General features: G+C 61.6%; 13 protein-coding genes. 5 read left to right on the top strand and 8 right to left on the bottom strand.

The features are described from left to right. Window positions 1–90: 90 nt before the first annotated feature. From AB4O09_RS16515 to wecB, 4 genes are read right to left on the bottom strand one after another with little or no spacing between them, the layout of a single operon-like run. Complete coding sequence (locus tag AB4O09_RS16515) at window positions 91–2,094, bottom strand: bacteriophage N4 adsorption protein A (protein ID WP_039011906.1); 2,004 nt, start codon at window positions 2,092–2,094, stop codon at window positions 91–93. Next, on the bottom strand, window positions 2,091–4,205 hold the full coding sequence (locus tag AB4O09_RS16510; RefSeq protein ID WP_003201631.1) for a glycosyl transferase family protein: 2,115 nt from the start codon (window positions 4,203–4,205) through the stop codon (window positions 2,091–2,093). The genes AB4O09_RS16515 and AB4O09_RS16510 overlap by 4 nt, the downstream gene beginning before the upstream one ends. Before the next feature lie 12 nt (window positions 4,206–4,217). Then, window positions 4,218–6,431: a hypothetical protein gene (locus AB4O09_RS16505; RefSeq protein WP_460107214.1), complete on the bottom strand. Its 2,214-nt coding sequence runs from the start codon at window positions 6,429–6,431 to the stop codon at window positions 4,218–4,220. 38 nt (window positions 6,432–6,469) lie between these two features. Continuing rightward, complete coding sequence (wecB, locus tag AB4O09_RS16500) at window positions 6,470–7,696, bottom strand: non-hydrolyzing UDP-N-acetylglucosamine 2-epimerase (RefSeq protein WP_080560970.1); 1,227 nt, start codon at window positions 7,694–7,696, stop codon at window positions 6,470–6,472. A 936-nt stretch (window positions 7,697–8,632) separates the two neighbouring features. Between wecB and AB4O09_RS16495 the strand changes: the two genes are divergently transcribed. From AB4O09_RS16495 to AB4O09_RS16485, 3 genes are read left to right on the top strand one after another with little or no spacing between them, the layout of a single operon-like run. Continuing rightward, window positions 8,633–9,193 (top strand): TRAP transporter small permease, encoded by a 561-nt coding sequence (locus AB4O09_RS16495; protein ID WP_003201637.1) that lies wholly within the window; start codon window positions 8,633–8,635, stop codon window positions 9,191–9,193. Further along, entirely contained in the window at window positions 9,190–10,470 is a 1,281-nt protein-coding gene (locus AB4O09_RS16490) for a TRAP transporter large permease subunit (protein WP_003201639.1), read from the top strand. The genes AB4O09_RS16495 and AB4O09_RS16490 overlap by 4 nt, the downstream gene beginning before the upstream one ends. 55 nt (window positions 10,471–10,525) lie before the next feature. Next, window positions 10,526–11,545, top strand: coding sequence for a TRAP transporter substrate-binding protein (locus tag AB4O09_RS16485; RefSeq protein WP_027911695.1), 1,020 nt, complete (start codon window positions 10,526–10,528; stop codon window positions 11,543–11,545). 150 nt (window positions 11,546–11,695) lie between these two features. On the opposite strand, the gene AB4O09_RS16480 is transcribed toward AB4O09_RS16485, so the two are convergent. Together AB4O09_RS16480 and AB4O09_RS16475 are read right to left on the bottom strand one after the other, a co-directional pair. Continuing rightward, on the bottom strand, window positions 11,696–12,487 hold the full coding sequence (locus AB4O09_RS16480) for a transporter substrate-binding domain-containing protein (RefSeq protein WP_027911694.1): 792 nt from the start codon (window positions 12,485–12,487) through the stop codon (window positions 11,696–11,698). A 92-nt stretch (window positions 12,488–12,579) separates the two neighbouring features. Further along, a complete protein-coding gene (locus AB4O09_RS16475) occupies window positions 12,580–13,233 on the bottom strand; it encodes a TetR family transcriptional regulator (RefSeq protein WP_003201644.1) in 654 nt (217 codons plus the stop codon). A gap of 141 nt (window positions 13,234–13,374) precedes the next feature. On the opposite strand from AB4O09_RS16475, the gene AB4O09_RS16470 reads away from it, so the two are divergent. Then, window positions 13,375–14,601, top strand: coding sequence for an arabinose transporter (locus AB4O09_RS16470; RefSeq protein WP_460107211.1), 1,227 nt, complete (start codon window positions 13,375–13,377; stop codon window positions 14,599–14,601). A 55-nt stretch (window positions 14,602–14,656) separates the two neighbouring features. Continuing rightward, window positions 14,657–15,526 carry an SDR family oxidoreductase gene (locus AB4O09_RS16465; protein WP_043042270.1) on the top strand — a complete coding sequence of 290 codons (870 nt, stop codon included), beginning with the start codon at window positions 14,657–14,659 and terminating at the stop codon, window positions 15,524–15,526. Window positions 15,527–15,585: 59 nt separating this feature from the next. Here the strand turns inward: AB4O09_RS16465 and AB4O09_RS16460 are convergent, their stop codons facing one another. Then, the gene (locus tag AB4O09_RS16460) at window positions 15,586–16,218 is read right to left on the bottom strand and encodes a response regulator (RefSeq protein ID WP_013693308.1); all 633 of its coding nucleotides are present in this window, start codon (window positions 16,216–16,218) and stop codon (window positions 15,586–15,588) included. Window positions 16,219–16,249: 31 nt separating this feature from the next. Beyond that, entirely contained in the window at window positions 16,250–17,611 is a 1,362-nt protein-coding gene (locus tag AB4O09_RS16455; protein WP_013693309.1) for a cache domain-containing protein, read from the bottom strand. Window positions 17,612–17,640: the final 29 nt, after the last annotated feature.

Here is a 17,640-nt window from a genome sequence, read left to right as displayed (position 1 = left end):
CAAACAAGTCCCTTCTGGATGCAGTGTAGTCGCGGCTCGGCAAGGCGAGCCGCTTTTCGTACCGACGAACCGAATATCCCACCAGCGTCCTCAATAGGAGTAGGTCAGGCGCGCGAACACGCCTTTGGCGCGATCCTCGCCAAACACCCTGGCCCGGTATTGCAGGGACAGGTCCACATAGGAGCGTGGCGCGTTGTAGGCGTCTTCCCGGAACCAGTAACGTACGTTGTTTCCTATCCCGATCCCCCCGGCGTCGCCGGAAGAAAAGCCGCCGCCGGCTTCGCTCTTCATCTTGGAATCGTAGTCGATCGCCGCGACGACATGGGGGAAGGTCACCCAGCGCGAGCCGGTTCCGCCGATGGCATAGCTGCGGCCCACTTGCCATTCGCTGTTGAAGTAGTCTCGCGAGTCGTTGATGTAGTGGCCGACCTCGGCGTACAGCTGTGAGGTCCACCAGCTCGGCACATCGACCCGCAGATCGGTGCCGATGCTCGAACCGTAGCCCAGTCGCACCAGCCAGTCGCCGTCGACATTGGAAGAACCCAGAGGGAAGGTCCGTTCAAGGGCCGCCATGATGTTGACCGAACTGAAGGGCTTGACCCGCACGCCGAGAGCGCCTTGCAAGGCATCCGCGCCCGTGTCCGATTCGCTGTTCTTGCTCCACAGGGTGTCAGTGATGCGCCCGTAGAGTTCGACAAAGCGGCCATTGCGATAGCCCAGCGGACGCCACGACAGTTCGGTGCTGTTTTGCAGCAGGTCATTGCTTTCGCTGCCGCTGCTGCTGGTGCCCGGGGCGGCGCTCAGGCCACTGGAACTGCTGCCGCGATAGCTGGTGGTGCTGGTCAGGCCGAGTCTGCGTGATACATCGCCCACGGTGCGACGGGTATCGAAAAGCTGTTGCGGGGACAAGGGCGTCTCAGCGGTTTTTTGCCCATCGATGACGCGCTTGAAGTACGCCACGGCTTCGTCGTCTTCATGGACTCGCATGGCGTTGTAGGCAGCGTCCTGGGCGGGTGCCGGTGCCAATCGCGCGGTGGCGTCCGCCTTGCGGAACGCGGCATGGGCTGATTCGTCGTCGCCGGCTCGAACCCAGTTATAAGCTAGCTGCAGATCGCTCACCGGAGCCTGCCCGCCGGTGTTGCCCGGCGAGATGGAGCAGGTCAGACCGTAGGTGCTCTCCTGGCATAGCAGCACTGGTGGTGAGGATTGGGCCTGGGCGAAGCGGATGTCACGAGCTTCCCCGGCCGACAGGCCCGCAAGGCTCTGCGCTTGGTGAAGATCGTCCTGGGCCGCCTGCGTCTTGCCCTGGCGGTTACGGGCAAAGCTGCGCAGGATCCACGGCGCGGCTTGGTGATCGTCCAGCGCCAGTGCGGCAGAAGCGGCCTGTTCGGCACTCACGTCAGCCTTCGCCGCGAGCAGGGCACTGATGAGCAGTTGCTGGTTGGCGGCGATCTCTGGTGCCCAGGCCACGGCTTTGCGCGCCTGGTCCACGGCCAGGACTGTGTTGCCTTGCTCCAGGGCGCGATAGCCCTGGGTCGCCAGCGGTACCGCGAGTTGGCGGCGAATGGCTTTGCGGCGCATCAACAACGTGTTGTCGTTGGCAAAGACACCAAGGGCATCGGTGGTGGCTAGGTCGGCTTCTTCCAAGTGTTGCTGGCGCTGCAAGGCGTCGATCAGCAACAGGCGATATTCACGGCGCCGGGGTGCCTGGGTGACGGCCTTGCGGGCCGATTGCGCGGCCAGGCCGAATTGTTCGCGGTCATAGGCCTTGAACCCCTGGGACGCGGCGACGAAACCCGGTGCTGCGCTGGCGGGGCGAGACGCTGCCAGGGGCTGGGGTTGGTCGCGCAGTTTCTTGTCCCGCTCGGCCAACTCGATCAGGGTGTTCAGGCGCGTCACGTCGGCACGCTGGCGCAGGGCTTCGCGTGCCTTGGTAATGGCCAGGTCGTAGTCCTTGCGTTCGTAGGCGCTGTAGGCTTCGTTGGCGGCGGTATAGGCCGGCCCGGACAGTGGCAGCGGCAACGTTTCGGCAAGCGCAAACGCTGGTATCAGGCTCAGCCCCGTGGCCAAAAGGGTCAGGAAGGGGCGGTTCATGCCGGGAGCTCCGTTGGGTAGAGATTGTGCTGACGGGCCACGACCTGTTCGATCGTCGAACGTGGCAGCACGCCGCTGTCGACCAGGTAATCGCCGATGCGGCCGTGGTGTTGCGGGCGGTACTGGAGCATGACGCGACTGAATTCGTCGCGATCGAGCAGGCCCATTTCGATCAGCAGGTCGCCCAACAGCGGCGCCCGGGCATTGGGTACGGCATGACCGTTGCGCGCAGGCAGCTTGCGCAACAGCGCGAGAATTTCGCTTTCCCGGGCAATCAGTTGCACCGGCTCGCTACCCAGCGCGGCGCTGACCTGTTGCAGGCCTTCATCGGGCAAGGGGTTGGCGACGGCGATCTGTTCGCGGCCTTCGCTGTTGGGGCCCAGAGGCACGACCCGCCAGCGCAAGGCAAACTCGGGGCTCAGCGGGGACGTCGAGGCAGCGGCTTTCTCGGCGACATCAAAGACCCGTGGCAGGTCATTCTGGAACGCGATGGCTTCGGCCAGGGTTTCATCGTCCAGCCAGCCGTTATTGAGCAGAATTCGCCCCAAAGGCACGTTGCGCGACTGTTGTTCGTGGAGGGCGCTTTGCAGGGCCGTGTCGGTGATAGCCTGCCAGGACAGCAACACGCTGCCCAGGCGGCGCGGCGCGATGGCGACCAGGTCGGTGGAAGGAAAATCGTGCATGGTCTTGTCCCAGACCAGCTTGCGATTCATCACCTTGCCCACCAGGAACATGCGCCAGGCCCGGGAAGCGGCCATGAAGTTGACGAAGTTGCCCACCAGCATGCGCGGCATGGACAGCAAGCCATGCTGCCAGCCGTACAGCACGGCGGTGAAGTAATAACGGTGCAGGATTCGCCAGACCAAGGCGACGCCGTTGGCCAGCAGCAGGTATTTGATCAGGTCATTGCTTTCAAACGGCGTAGGGAAGGTGACGTCCCATAAGCCGCTGTGGCGCAGGACGATCAAGCCCAGCAGTTGCACCAGAATAACGTAGGCAATGATGCTCACGAACGCCGTCACCACGCCCTTGCGGTCGCGAAACAGCAGGTATCGGTTGGCCAGCGAGCCGTTCCAACCCATCTGCTCCCAGCCTTGCAAGCCGATGCCCAGGGTCCAGCGTGCCTTCTGCCGGAAGGCGGTGCGGAACGTGTCCGGGAAGAACTCGCGCACGCACAATGGCATGGTCAGGGTCGATTCGTAGGGTTTGCGAAACCAGGATTTGCGCAGCACCCGGAACTGCACCGGGAAACGTACGAAGATCGCATTCATGCCAACCTTGGCCAAGCGCGCGCCAACGTCATAGTCCTCGGTGAGGCTGTCGGTGTTGAACGGCTGGTTTTCGGTTTCACCGGCCAGCACCCGCAGGGCGCGATGGGAAAAGCAGGTTCCGACGCCGGCCGAGGGTACGGTATCGGTCATGCTTTCACGCACCACCAGGTCCTTGCCGTGCCATTCGGCGAACTCGTCCATGTAGACGCCCGCCACCCATTCGTACCAGTTGCGCTCCAGCGACACCACGGGCAACTGGATCATGTCCTTGCGCGGCAACAGGTAGTTGAACAGACGCAGTTCCAGCGGATGCAGCACGTCCTCGCTGTCGTGCAGGACGACGCCGGCGAAGGTCATGCCATGGGTTTTCTCATGCAGGAAAATCGCCTGGATCACCCAGTTCAAGCAGTCGGCCTTGCAGGTCGGCCCGGCATGGGGCACTTCCACGCGGTGCAGTTGTTTGTAGCGTCTGCGCATCCGCTCGACTTCGTCGATGGTGCGCTGGTCGTTGATGTACGTACCGACGAACACCACGTAGTTCTGGTAGTCGAGTGTCGACACCATGTTCTCGATCATCGGCGCGATGACGTCGTATTCCAGCCAGGCCGGCACCATGATCGCCAGGGGCTGTTCGTCCCGGGCCAACAATTGCTCGACGGTCAGCGGCCGGTAGCGGCGGTCCACGGTGAACTTGCGGTACAGGCGACGAGACCAGTACCACACGTCAACGATCAGATCGTCCAGGCTGGAGATCAGGATCAGCACCGCGACCACGATGGTCGCGATCTCCAGGTAGTTGTAGTAATGGGCCAGCCAATAGGGCCAATAAATCGACGTCATCGAAGGGTACCGTTACTGGCGATTGCGACGGGCGCTACGGCCTGCCAGCAACAAGAGGAGGAACAGGATAATGGCGCCTGGAATCAACCAGAGCAGCGAAGGTTTACGCCAGGCGTCCAGGCCCTTGGGTTCTTCGCTGCCGATCAGCAGGCTACCGCTTGGGTCTTGGGTATCGAAGATCGCCACGGCCCCGTTGTTGCCCAGAATCGCCACGTCGCCACGGGTCAGCACAATCGGCTTGGCCGGGCTTGGCGGCTGGTTGCCCAGGGCCCGGTAGACCAGGCCCTGCTGGCCTGCGGTCTGCACCACTTGCAGCGAGGCCAATTGGTTGAGGGGTTGTACGTCCAGCAACACCTGGTCCTTGTGGTTGATGCGCAGGCGACCTTGCTCATCGACCTGGACCGATTCCTGGCTGTCCTTGAGCGGCAACTCGAAGGCCAGGAAGGCTTTGTCCGGGCTGACGACGGCTTTCGGATCAGCGCTGACCTTGAGCTGCGCGCGCAGCGGCGATACGCCGCTGGTATCGGCCACCGAAATGACCCGCGTCAGGCTGCTGGCCGGTTGGTCGAGGTAGGCCTGGGGAACCAGGATCTGGGTGTCCACGGCGAAGCGTGCGGCCATGCCGGAGAAGTCGTCGTCAAGCGAGGTTTTTTCCAGGACGATGTGGCTGGTCGGCAGGACCGATACCGGGAAGGCTTGCGGCGTTTCCAGGCAGCGGTCGCTGACCGGCTGGCGCTGGAACGACACGCGCAAGGTGTTCTTCGAGCCCAGGGCGTAGCGTGGGATGTGGGCCTGGATGCGCTGTGGCTCACCATCGGTAGTCAGTTGCTGCGCGCCGATCAGGAAATCATTGAAAAACAGCGAGGCCACCGGTGCTGTAGCGGAAGCCCCCGGGGCTGCGGAGACGTCCACCACGGCCGTGACCGGCAGGCGACCGTCGTAAGCCACGCTGCCCAGAGGGAACGAAGTGCTCCAGTCGAATCGCGAGGCCACGTCGAAGTTGCCAGGGGCGCCGCCCAGTCGCGACAGGGCTACACGGCCATCGTCGCTCAACGGTGTTTGCGCTTCGCTCACGGTCAATTGACGACTTTTCGCCAGTTTGCTCCACGCCGAACCGAGCAGCGACAAGGCTTTGCCGGTGGATTGCGGGGCGATCATCAGGACCGGGCGAGTGCCGAGCAGCGCCAGGCTTACGTTGTCGGTGCCGGCGCTCGCCAGCGCTGCGTTGACGTGCTGTTCGCGCCATTGGGTCAGCGCGCTGGCTGCCGTTGTGTCGAGGCCCTGGACCTGGTTTTGCAAGGCGTCCAGGGACTGGTTGATGGCCTTGAGCAGTTCCGGGTCGTTGATCGCCAGGTCTGCCTGTACGTTCGAGGTCTGGCCCAACACCAGCAGTGCGCCGATCTCGGCCGTGTTGGCCAAGGTGTGCGGGCCTTTGCCGTTGAGGCCGGCGAAGGCTGGAATGCTCAATAACTCGGCAGGAATGCGCAGGCTGCTCAGGTCCACGCTGTCCTGCACGACAGGGAAGGGCAGGATGCGGCTGTGTTTGCCGATGCGTTCCAGTGCCACGCCCAGGCGCCAGGCCAAATCGTAGCTGGCAGCGGACAACGAACCGGGGGCGACGAGGATGCCGGGTTCACCGGGCAGGGCCGCCCAAGCCGTACCAACGTCGCGTAACTGACTGGCGTCGTAGCTGTAGTTCAGGCGTGTCTCGGGTTGGATGCGCAGCACGTTGCCGATGACCCGATCGTCTTCGCACAACGGTCGAGACACCACCGAGGACCAGGCAACGCCCAGGCGCACCAGGCCGTTGTCACGCGCGGCCTTGTCGACGCCGAGTGTGGCGCTGGCATCGCCTTGTGCCTCGCTAAGCCCTTCGGCGCGCACCGGGTAACCATCGAGGGACAGCAGCAGGGTGTTGCGACCGCCTTCGCCATTGAGGTAGCTGGCATCCAGTTGCAAGGTTGCGTCATCGAGGGCAACGCCGGCGGGCACTGGCAGGTAGAGTTCGCGGCGGGCGTCGCTGGCGCTCAAGAGGATCGGCGCAGTGATACCCAGGTCGCTCAAGCGCACTTCACGTGTCTGGCGGGTATCGGCGTTGAGTCGATGAATAGCCTGGGTCAGCGGGCTGTCCGCAGCCAGGGCAAAGGTCGGCATGAGCGCGAGCAGGCTCAAGCCGCAGGCAAGGGCGCTGAGCGCACCCGTAGGGATGGCAACGGAAGGCTTCATTCAGGCAAGTCTCGATCTGATAAGAGGAATAACGGTGGTCAGTTGAAATCGGCGAGCAACTCACGCGGCTCGGACAGTGATGGAGCGACTGGCTGCTGTGCAGGCGGTTGGGCCACGACGAAGTCGTCGACCGGGCGCCCCATCAGGGTATCGACGATGCGTTGGCTGGCATTGCCGTCGCCATAGGGGTTGGCGGCTTGTGAGGCGCGGCGCCACAACGCGTCATCGTCGAACAATGCGTCCACGCCAGCGATGATCGATGCCGGCGAGGTGCCGACCAGGCGCACCGTGCCCGCCGCTACTGCTTCAGGGCGTTCAGTGACATCGCGCATCACCAGCACCGGTTTGCCCAGCGACGGCGCTTCTTCCTGCACGCCACCGGAGTCGGTGAGGATGACATGGGCGTGTTGCATCAAGCGTACGAAGGCCAGGTAGTCCAGCGGCTTGATCAAATGCACATTGAGCAGATCGCCCAGCTGTTCGGTCACCGGGCCTAGTACGTTGGGGTTGAGGTGCACCGGGTAGACGATCTGGATATCCGGTCGCTGGGCCAGGTGACGCAAGGCCTTGCAGATGTCCAGGAAGCCCTCGCCGAAGTTTTCTCGGCGGTGGCCGGTCACCAGCAGCAGCTTGCGTCCGGTTTGCAGGTACGGGAACTGTTGATCCAGTTCGTCACGCAACCGGGCATCGTCATTGATGCGTCGGGCCGTCAGTTGCAGCGCGTCGATCACGGTGTTGCCGGTCACCAGGCAACGGCCTTGCAGACGTTCGCCCAGCAAGTTGTCACGCGATTGTTCGGTAGGTGCGAACAGCAGGTCGGCGCTGAGGTCGATGCAGCGGCGGTTCATTTCTTCCGGCCAAGGGCTGTAGATGTCGCCGGTGCGCAGGCCGGCTTCCACATGGCCGACAGGGATGCGTCGATGGAAAGCGGCCATCGACGCGACCATGGCCGAAGTGGTATCGCCGTGGACCAACACCCGATCCGGCCGGGTCTGTTCCAGCACCGGGTCGATGGCTGCGTACAACGCGGCAGTCAGGGAGTTGAGCGTCTGGTGCGGCGTCATCACGTCGAGGGTGAAATCGGCCTTGAGGTCGAACAGATCCAGGACCTGCTTGAGCATGCTCTGATGCTGGCCGGTGACACAGATCAGTGACTCAATGCCCGGTTCGGCGGCGAGGGCCTTGACCAAGGGGGCCATCTTGATGGCTTCCGGACGGGTACCGAAGATCGAAAGGATCTTGATTCGTGGATGATTAGTTGCGATGACGCCCTTCCTCGCGCAGTTTGCTGCGCCGCACAGCAGCTCGCCCGGACGCGATGAGGCATTCGAGAAAGCAAGCGATTTAAGTTGAGTAGTGACCCGTTGTCAGACAGCGGTTTGACGTACACAGGAAGTGACGCAGTGGCATCTTGAAGTTCGGGGCGGCAGATTATTAGCATCAAAAATCATGAGCGCAAAGATTTATATGCGGAAGTTTCTTAATAATTTTTCTGAGGGTTGTTTAGTGGTCGGGTAGAGGTGTCTTAAAGATGCGCTATAACTTCTGTTACTTGTTGATATAAAAAGATTTTTTATTATTTAGATGCCGATTTAATGGCCTGTGCAGAATTGGGACGGTGGTGCCGATGTTTTTTTGGCGCCTAATTTCTCGCTTGGCCGGTGCGGGGGTGTCATTGGAATGGCGCCTGTAAGTCGTCTGAAATAACGGTTTTTACTTGGTTAGTTGGAGTTGAAGTTGGCTATCTGTAAAAAAGTTCAATTTAATTTTAGCTTTTATACTATTAAGCCAAAAGAATGGTTCCACTCGCAATGGCCCACTAGGCGGAGTCGTTACTTGTAATCGGTAAGTTGCGTAGAACGGTCCCACTCACATCCAAGAGGCGGTAAGTCGTCCTCTCATGGCGACCGATAATCGCACGCTTTGTGTTGTACGCCTGTCGGGGTTATTGACCAAACTAACCGGGTGGTACATTTTATCGGCAACCCGTCTTGCCCAACGAGGCCAAGACCATAATAAAAATAGAGGAATACTCCATGCCTACTCGTCTGCGAGCGCCACACGCCTTTCCCTTGATCCGTTGTTCCAATCCGGAAGCATCTTCCAGCCTCTCAGGTTCGATCCGCTAGCGGTCCACGCTGTTTGCGGTCTTATCGCGCCAATGGGATGTCGGCGCTCGACAAGCCTCGGAGTTCTTCAAGATGACAAAAATCGTCGATCTGTATTTCAAGCTGCTCAAGCTACTGATTGTGTTGTGCATGGTCGCGATGATCGTGCTGGTGTTCGGCAATGTGGTGCTGCGTTATGCCTTCAACTCTGGCATCAGTGTGTCGGAGGAGCTGTCGCGCTGGTTCTTCGTCTGGATGATTTTTCTCGGTGCCCTGGTGGCGCTCAAGGACCGTGCTCACCTGGGCATGGACAGCCTGGTCAAGCGCTTGCCGCCGGCCGGAAAGCGTATCTGCCTGGTGATCAGTCATCTTTTGATGTTGTACATCTGCTGGCTGATTTTCAGTGGCAGTTGGCAACAGGCCGCGATCAACCTGAATGTAGTTGCCCCGGCGTCAGGATTGTCCATGGCGCTGTTTTATGGGGCCGGCCTGGTGTTTGGCGCCAGTGCCGCAGCGATCCTGCTCTACGAGCTCTACCTGGCGCTGTCCGGCAAGCTGGGGGATGACGAGTTGGTGATGGTCAAGGACAACGACGCCGAGGTGATCACACCTAACTCCATCACCCCTGACCACATCAAGAGTACCCGCCCATGACGCTGGTTATTTTCCTCGGTTCCCTGATGGGCAGCATGGCACTGGGCATGCCCATCGCGTTTGCCTTGCTGGTGGTCAGTGTGGCGTTGATGTTCTACCTGGATCTGTTCGACGCGCAAATCATTGCCCAGAACCTGCTCAACGGGGCGGACAGCTTCCCACTGATGGCCGTGCCGTTCTTCATGCTGGCCGGCGAGATCATGAATGTCGGTGGCTTGTCCAAACGCATCGTCAACATTGCCATGGCGCTGGTGGGGCACAAGCGCGGCGGTCTCGGTTACGTGGCGATCATCGCGTCCTGCCTGCTGGCGTCGCTCTCCGGTTCGGCCGTGGCCGATGCGGCGGCACTGGCGGCCTTGTTGGTACCGATGATGGTGCTGGCCGGGCATAACCGGGCACGCTCGGCGGGTTTGATTGCCGCCGGTGGAATTATCGCGCCGATCATTCCGCCGAGCATTGGCTTCATTGTCTTTGGCGTGGCGTCCGGGGTGTCGATTTCCAAGTTGTTCCTGGCCGGCATCGTGCCGGGGATCATGCTCGGAGCGGCGCTCGCCATTGCCTGGTGGTTCGTTTCCCGCAGCGAGAATGTCGAGACGCCACCCAAGCAATCCCGTGCCGAGGTCCTGCGGGCATTGGTTGAGGGCAGCTGGGCCATGGGCTTGCCGATCATCATTATTTTCGGCCTCAAGTTCGGCATTTTCACCCCTACGGAAGCGGCAGTGGTGGCGGCGGTCTATTCGCTATTCGTGTCCCTGGTGATCTACCGGGAAATGAAAGTCAGCCAGTTGTACGAGGTGATCCTGTCCTCGGCCAAGACCACCTCGGTGGTGATGCTGCTGGTCGCCGCCGCCATGGTTTCTTCCTGGCTGGTGACCATTGCCGACTTGCCAGGCCAATTGGCGGCGGTGCTCGAGCCGTTCATGGATAGCCCGACCCTGCTGTTGGTAGTGATCATGCTGATGATCATCCTGGTCGGTACGGTCATGGACATGACGCCGAGCATCCTCATCCTCACACCGGTGCTGATGCCGGCGATCACCCAGGCGGGCATCGACCCGGTTTACTTCGGCGTGTTGTTCCTGATCAACACCGCCATCGGCCTGATTACCCCGCCCGTGGGCACTGTGCTCAACGTGGTGAGCGGGGTTTCCAAGCTCAATATCGAAGAAATCGTTCGTGGCGTGTGGCCGTTCCTTCTAGCGCAACTGGCGGTGCTGTTCCTGCTGGTCCTGTTCCCGCAACTGGTCCTGGGACCCCTGAAATTCTTCACCGGTTAATGCCGGTGCAAGCCGTAGTAGCTCGACTTAAAAACAATAATGATCGGAGAGTGACATGGGACAACTGATGAAAACCCTGTTGGCCGGGGCGTGCGCAACGGGACTGCTGCTGGGTAGCGTGGTCAGCCACGCCGATGAAATCCGCGAACGTACCCTGCGATTCGCGTTCCAGAACGTCAAGGAGCATCCACAAGGGCAGGGCGCGCAGAAGTTCGCCGACCTGCTCAGCGAAAAGAGCGGTGGCAAGATCAAGGTCCGCCTGTTCCCCGGCGGTACGCTAGGCGGCGACGTGCAAACGGTGTCGGCGTTGCAGGGCGGCACGCTGGACATCACCGTGCTCAACTCCGGCATCCTGGCCGCCCAGGCACCGGATTATGCCATGCTCGATTTCCCGTTCCTGTTCAACAACGTCGAGGAAGCCCATGCGGTGATCGATGGGCCGGTCGGGCAGAAACTGGCGGCGCAACTGGATAGCAAGGGGCTGGTAGGGCTGGGTTATTGGGACCTGGGTTTCCGTAACCTGACCAACAGCAAGCACCCGGTGACCAAGCTTGAGGACATGCAGGGCTTGAAGATTCGCGTCATCCAGTCGCCGATCTACCTGGAGACCTTCTCCGCCCTGGGCGCCAACCCGGTGCCGATGGCGTTCCCCGAGGTCTACACGGGTCTTGAGCAACACACCATCGACGGTCAGGAAAACCCGTTCACCGTGATCGAGGGCAACAAGTTCTACGAGGTGCAGAAGTATCTCTCCGTCACGGGCCACATCTTCAACCCGCAGTCGTTGATCATCAGCCAGAAAACCTGGAACCGCCTTAACGACGACGAAAAGGCAATGATTCGCGCGGCCGCGGCCGAAGCGCAAACATTCCAGCGTGAAGTCACGGCGGCGGGCATGGACAAGGCCAAGGTGACGTTGGCCGGCGCGATGACCGTGAATGAGATCACCCCAGCCGAGAAAGATCGCTTTCGTGAACGCGTGCAACCGGTGATCGACAAGTTCGCCAAATCCCTGGATGGCGAGCTGGTGAAGATGATGTACGAGGAGATCGCCAAGGTGCGGGCGGCGCAGTGACGTAAAGCGGTCAGTCCTGAACAGGCCCAACCCTGTGTGGGAGCGAGCTTGCTCGCGATAGCGGTGCGTCAGCCAACATCAATGCGGCAGACGTGGCGCCATCGCGAGCAAGCTCGCTCCCACATGTTTTTTTGTTTTGTCAGAGAACGGTTATTGGGCGGCCGGGACGGCCAACCACTGCCCAATCACTTTCTGGTAGCTGCCATTGGCCTTGCTCAGGTGCAGCCACTGATCGACGTACATCTTCCAGGTGGCGTCATCCCGAGGCAGCAGGTAGGCCTTCTCGCCATATTGCAGGTAGCGGGTCGGGTTGACCGCGCACAGGCCGGGCTTGAGTTTTTGCTGGTAGAGCGCTTCTGACGCGTCGGTAATCATCACGTCGGCTTTCTTGTCCAGCAGTTGCTGGAAGATGGTCACGTTGTCATGGAAACTGAGCTGGCCGTTGGGCAGGAACGCCCGGACGAAGGCTTCGTTGGTGCCGCCGGCCGGCTCCACAAGGCGTACCGAAGGCTGGTTCATCTGTTCGAGGGTCTGGTAGCGCTCCTTGTCTTCGCAACGCACCAGCGGGATCTTGCCATCCACGTCCAGGGTGTCACTGAAATAGGCTTTCTTCTGGCGTTCCAGCGTCACCGAAATCCCACCCATGCCGATGTCGCATTGACCGGCAACCATATCCGGCATCAGGGTTTTCCAGGTGGTCTGCACCCATTGCACCTTGACGCCCAGGCTGGCGGCCAGCGAGCGCGCCATATCGATGTCGATGCCTTCGTATTCGCCCGCTTCGGTTTTAAAGGTATAGGGCTTGTAGTCGCCGGTGGTGCACACCTTCAGTTCGCCGCGTTGCAGGACCTGGTCCAGCAGCGAAGGTGCCGGCTCGGCCAGGGCGCTGCCGGAGAGCGCCAACAGGCCACAGAGCGTCATCGAACTTGTTATGTTTTTCATAGTGATTGGACGTCTCGCAACGGAAGGGAACAAGACCGGGGAGTGTAGTGAAAGCGCCTGCTCGCTGTCACTGCGGTGTTGATCGTGAACAGTCAGCTGAGCGTAGTCTCGGGGGGCTGTCGCTGCAGGCTTTCCAGGTAGGCGCAGAACATATCGGCCATGGCATCGCTATAGACGGCAACTTCCACAGGAGAGCGGGGCGCGGATGAAAATCGCTTGCCCACGGTACTGAGCGTCGTGATCACCAGGTCACCTGCCAGGGCGCGGGCCTGTGCCGGGACGGCAGGCAGTGCTTGCAGCATGAAGGCGTCCACCGATTGTTGTACCGACATCCGCGCGGCCTGGTGTTCGGGGGCGTCGCGGTAGAGCGGCGCGGCGTCGTTGAGCGCGACGCGTATCTGGGCCTCGTCGCATTCGGACTGGATGAACGCCCGCACGAGGCTGCGCAGCCGCTCGAAGGGCGGCTGGCGGCTGTCTTCAAGGATCTCGCGCAGCATATCGCTGGTTTGTCGCCATTCATCACTTTGCAGGCGGAACAGGATCGCCGCTTTGTTCGGGAAGTACTGATACACCGAGCCGACGCTCACGCCAGCTCGCTCGGCAACCCGGGCCACCGTGAAACGTGCCGCGCCCTGGGTCGCCAGAACCTGAACAGCCGCCTCCAGAACGGCGGCGACGAGCTCGGTGGAGCGTGCCTGTTGCGGCTGTTTGCGTGAGGAAATCTGCGGGCTTGAGCGTTCGGACATACGGGCATGAGCCTTGGAAGGGAATGCGAATAGGAAATGCGACGGATTGTTCGTATCTTGAATGCGACGAATTGATCGCATTCTAGTCGGCTCCACAGACAACGTTCAACGTCGCATCGCATCCTTTCTGTGAGTAGGGTTATGACTCAAAAAAACGTTCATCAGGGCGCCTTCTTGGCGCCTCAGGCAAGCGCTGACGTCAAGCCGGTGCTCAAGCTGTTGCCACTCATGCTGACGGTATTCATCGGTTTTCTGACCCTGGGCATGCAATTGCCGGTCTTGCCCCTGCACCTGCATGACACGCTAGGCATGGGTACGCTGGTCATCGGCCTGGTGGTCGGCGCACAATTTGCCGCGGCGCTGTTGTCACGCGCCTGGGCCGGCAACTTCGCTGACATGCGCGGAGGCAAGCGCGCCGTCATGGTCGGCCTGGTGACGGCGGCGGTTTCCGGGTTGGTTTATCTGCTGTCCTTGGCGTTCGTTGCTACGCCTGTCACGTCGGTCTGGCTCTTGCTGGGCGGTCGTGTCCTGTTGGCCCTGGGTGAAAGCCTGATCGTCACCGGCGCGTTGGGTTGGGGCATCGGCCTGGTCGGCGCGCAGCATGCCGGCAAGGTCATGGCCTGGAATGGTATTGCCATGTACGGCGCCTATGCCCTGGGCGCTCCGCTCGGCGTGGCGCTGAATAGCGGCTGGGGGTTCACCGGCATTGCCGTCGCGACGATTTTCATCCCGCTGCTGGCGCTGGCGATTGTCGCGGGTGTCCGGGCTGTCGCCCCTACGGCGACCCGGCGGGCACCGTTCTACAAGGTGCTGGGTGCCGTGTGGGTGCCGGGCATGGGGTTGGCGTTTTGCAGCGTTGGCTTCGGTGTCATCACGGCTTTTATCGCGCTGTTGTTTGCGGCCAGGGATTGGGGCAATGCCTCTCTGGCGTTCACCGCATTCGGGCTGGCGTTCATCGGTGCGCGCCTGCTCTTTGGCCACCTTCCAGACAAGATCGGCGGCGCGCGTGTCGCCCTGGTCTGTGTGGTGATCGAAGCCGTCGGGCAATTGCTGATCTGGGGCGCCGACACTGCGCTGGTGGCCTATCTGGGCGCAGCGCTCACCGGCTTCGGCTATTCCCTGGCCTTCCCGGGCTTTGGGGTGGAGGCGGTGAAACGCGCGCCAGCGCAGAACCGCAGTCTCGCCATGGGGGCCTATGTCGCGTTCCTGGACATTTCCCTGGGGCTGAGCAGCCCGTTGGCTGGGGCGTTGGCGGGCATGTGGGGGATCGGCGCGGTTTACCTGGGCGGGGCCGTTACGGTGATGCTGGCCTTTGTCGTGGCGCTGGCATTGGTGATGCCAGGGATGCAAGGCCGGCAGCTGGCTTGAGCTGCGCCAGAAGTGAGTCTGTGTTCCTCGATGGTTCTAATCAGGAGTTTGAAACATGCATGTATTCGTTACCGGTGCCACGGGCTGGGTTGGGTCTGCCGTGGTCCAGGAATTGATCGGTGCCGGCTATCAGGTCACCGGCCTGGCCCGTTCCGATGACAAGGTTGCCGCACTGGCCGCGACCGGCGCGAAGGTGGTCCGCGGGACATTGAATGACCTCGACGTCCTGCACCGGGCGGCTTCGGCGGCGGATGCGGTGATTCACACCGCGTTCAATCATGACTTCTCGCGGTTTGCCGAGAACGCTGAGTTGGACCGCCATGTAATCGAAGTATTGGGCAGCGCGCTGCAGGGCTCTGAGCGACCTTTGCTGGTGACGTCCGGCCTGTTGGGCTTGACTCGGGGCACGAGCGAGCTGGAGGTGCCCAGCCCGGTTTCGCCGCGCAAATCCGAAACGGCGGCCCGGACGCTGGTCGAGCGTGGTGTGCGCTGCGCGACCGTGCGCCTGGCACCCTCGGTCCATGGCCTCGGCGACCACGGATTCGTTCCGATCCTGGTTCGCCTTGCCCGGGAGACGGGCGTTTCGGCCTATCTCGGGGACGGCGTCCACTGCTGGTCGGGCGTGCATCGGCTGGACGCCGCACGGGTCTATCGGCTGGCGCTGGAGCAGGGCGTGACGCAGTCCGTCTACCACGCCGTCGCCGACGAGGCTGTGCCGTTCAAGGACATTGCCCAGGCGATCGGTCGTGGCCTGGGGTTGCCGGTGGAATCCCGGGAGCGTGAGCATTTCGGCTGGTTCGCCCACATGGCGGGCGCGAACATGGCAGTGTCCAGCGAATACACCCGCGCCTTGCTGGGCTGGACGCCAAGCGGCCCGAGTCTGTTGGATGATCTTGAGTTGCCTGGCTATTATCACGTCGATTGAAATGAATAACCCTGTGGCGAGGGAGCAAGCTCCCTCGCCACAGGGGCTGTGCGGGGCCTCTAGCGCGAAATGATCCCGTGGTCGATCGCGTATTTCACCAGGGCCGCGGGCTTGTCGATGTTCAGCTTCCGGCGGATGCTCAGGCGATGGGTTTCGACGGTGCGTACGCTGATGTCCAGCTCGCGGGCCATTTCCTTGTTGTTCAGGCCCTGGACCATTTTCGCCAGCACCTGGCTCTCGCGCGGCGTCAGCTCGCTGTCGGTGTTCGGGTTGGTGGCGAGCCGCTGGGCGATCTCGGCACTGTAGAACGTGCCGCCGCTGATGATGGCTTCGATGGCCGCGATGATTTCCCGCGACGGCGCGTTCTTGAGCACGTAGCCGCTGGCGCCGGAGCGCACGGATTCGCTCACGTACTCGTAATTGTCATACATGCTGAGGATAAGGATCTTGAGGCTGGGGTATTGCTTGCCCAGCAGTCGGGTCAACTCGAGCCCGTTCATGTCCTTGAGGCTGATGTCCATCAGCAGCAGGTCCGGTTGGCTGCGACCGACCATTTCGATCGCCTGCGCACCATTCTCGGCTTCGCCCACCACGTCCAGTCGGGGCATGACGGACAGCAGGGCCTTGATGCCGTCGCGGACCAGGGAGTGATCGTCGACCAGCGCGACGCGAATCACCGGAGGCAGGTTCATCGGCAGGTGCTCTTGTTGGAAGGGGCGCGCATCAGTTTTCCGTTACCGAGAGGTTCATGGGCAGCAGGATATCCAGTTCGCTTCGTCCCGGTGCCGAGGTCACTTCCAGGCGTCCGCCGAAATGCTCGACCCGTTCGCGGATATTGCGCAGGCCGATGCCGGCGTGGCCGCGCTCTACTTGCGGGACATTGAAGCCCATCCCGTCATCCACCACCGTCAGACGCAAGGACTGGCTGGAGCCGAACAGGGTGATGCCGACACTTTTCGCGCCGGCATGGCGCTCGATATTGGTCAGGGCTTCCTGGGCAATGCGGAACAGCGAGACAGGGGCGCCATTTTCCAGGCGGCAATCGAATTCGTTGCTTCGGTAGGACACTTCAAGCCCGCTGCGCTGTTGGAACTCGGTCGCGAGTTGGCCAATGGCGGCGGGCAGGCCCAGGGTATCGAGCAGGGACGAGCGCAAGTCATGGGAGATGCTACGGATTTCGCCGATGGCTTCGCCTAGCCGATCGGTCGCGTTCTTGAGGATGCCCAGGCCATTCTCCTGGCCGTTCTCCAACACATGGCTGGCCAGTTCGAACTGGAATTTTATCGACACCAGCAGTTGGCTGATGCCGTCGTGCAGCTCGCGAGAAACCCGCGAGCGTTCCTCTTCCTGCAAGCTGACGATGCGCTGATTCAGCCGCTGCAGCTTTTTGTCGGCCAGGCGATGTTCGCTGACGTTGAGGGTCATGCCGCCGGCAAATACCAGCAGGACCGCCACCAAGGCGATCGCGGCGATGGCTTGCATGGTGCTGTGGATGCCGTGGGCAACTTCGTCGCGGGCTTGCTGGGTGGCGCGTTCGACGTCCTCCAGGTAAATCCCGGTGCCGAGCATCCAGCCCCATTGATCGAGCATCACGACATAGGCCAGCTTGTCGGTCACCTGGCCGGAGGAGGGTTTGTTCCAGGCATAACGCTGGAACCCTTCGCCTGACTCGGCACTCTTGAGCAATGCCTGGATGACCGGCAGGCCGTGGGGGTCCTTCATGTCCCAGAGGTATTGCCCCACCAGTTCCGACTGGCGGGCATGCATGAGGCTGCGGCCCTGGCGGTCGTACACGAAAAAGTAACCGTTGATGCCGAAGCTGAGCTTGCGCAGTTCTTCCAGGACCTGCTGCTGTGCGCGCTCGTCTCCCCGACCGTTGTCATACAGCGGGGCGATCAGGCTCTGCGCCATCTCGACATAGTTCTTCAGCTCCGCGCGTTTGCTCGCCAGGATGCTGTCTTCGATCAGTTGCGCCTGTTGATCGCCCAACTGGCGATTGAGCGAGATCACCAGGGCGCAGATGACCGCGATGGCCAGGACCAGCGGCAAAATCCCGAGGGCGACGATTTTGTGTTTGAGCAGCATCTGTACTCCTGTCCGGACTCGGCGGGGAG

The sequence above is a fragment of the Pseudomonas sp. H1_F01 genome (genome assembly GCF_054681425.1).
The sequence above is the reverse complement of the archived record's forward strand: the minus strand, read 5'-3'. Positions and strand labels throughout refer to the sequence as shown.

What these genes read in the sequence shown, in the direction of transcription:
- AB4O09_RS16465 (WP_043042270.1), top strand. Translation starts at nt 14,657, where the DNA reads ATGCATGTATTCGTTACCGGTGCCACGGGCTGGGTTGGGTCTGCCGTG.
- AB4O09_RS16460 (WP_013693308.1), bottom strand. Translation starts at nt 16,218, where the DNA reads ATGAACCTGCCTCCGGTGATTCGCGTCGCGCTGGTCGACGATCACTCC.
- AB4O09_RS16470 (WP_460107211.1), top strand. Translation starts at nt 13,375, where the DNA reads ATGACTCAAAAAAACGTTCATCAGGGCGCCTTCTTGGCGCCTCAGGCA.
- AB4O09_RS16455 (WP_013693309.1), bottom strand. Translation starts at nt 17,611, where the DNA reads ATGCTGCTCAAACACAAAATCGTCGCCCTCGGGATTTTGCCGCTGGTC.
- AB4O09_RS16495 (WP_003201637.1), top strand. Translation starts at nt 8,633, where the DNA reads ATGACAAAAATCGTCGATCTGTATTTCAAGCTGCTCAAGCTACTGATT.
- AB4O09_RS16475 (WP_003201644.1), bottom strand. Translation starts at nt 13,233, where the DNA reads ATGTCCGAACGCTCAAGCCCGCAGATTTCCTCACGCAAACAGCCGCAA.
- AB4O09_RS16515 (WP_039011906.1), bottom strand. Translation starts at nt 2,094, where the DNA reads ATGAACCGCCCCTTCCTGACCCTTTTGGCCACGGGGCTGAGCCTGATA.
- AB4O09_RS16505 (WP_460107214.1), bottom strand. Translation starts at nt 6,431, where the DNA reads ATGAAGCCTTCCGTTGCCATCCCTACGGGTGCGCTCAGCGCCCTTGCC.
- AB4O09_RS16480 (WP_027911694.1), bottom strand. Translation starts at nt 12,487, where the DNA reads ATGAAAAACATAACAAGTTCGATGACGCTCTGTGGCCTGTTGGCGCTC.
- AB4O09_RS16490 (WP_003201639.1), top strand. Translation starts at nt 9,190, where the DNA reads ATGACGCTGGTTATTTTCCTCGGTTCCCTGATGGGCAGCATGGCACTG.
- AB4O09_RS16510 (WP_003201631.1), bottom strand. Translation starts at nt 4,205, where the DNA reads ATGACGTCGATTTATTGGCCCTATTGGCTGGCCCATTACTACAACTAC.
- AB4O09_RS16485 (WP_027911695.1), top strand. Translation starts at nt 10,526, where the DNA reads ATGGGACAACTGATGAAAACCCTGTTGGCCGGGGCGTGCGCAACGGGA.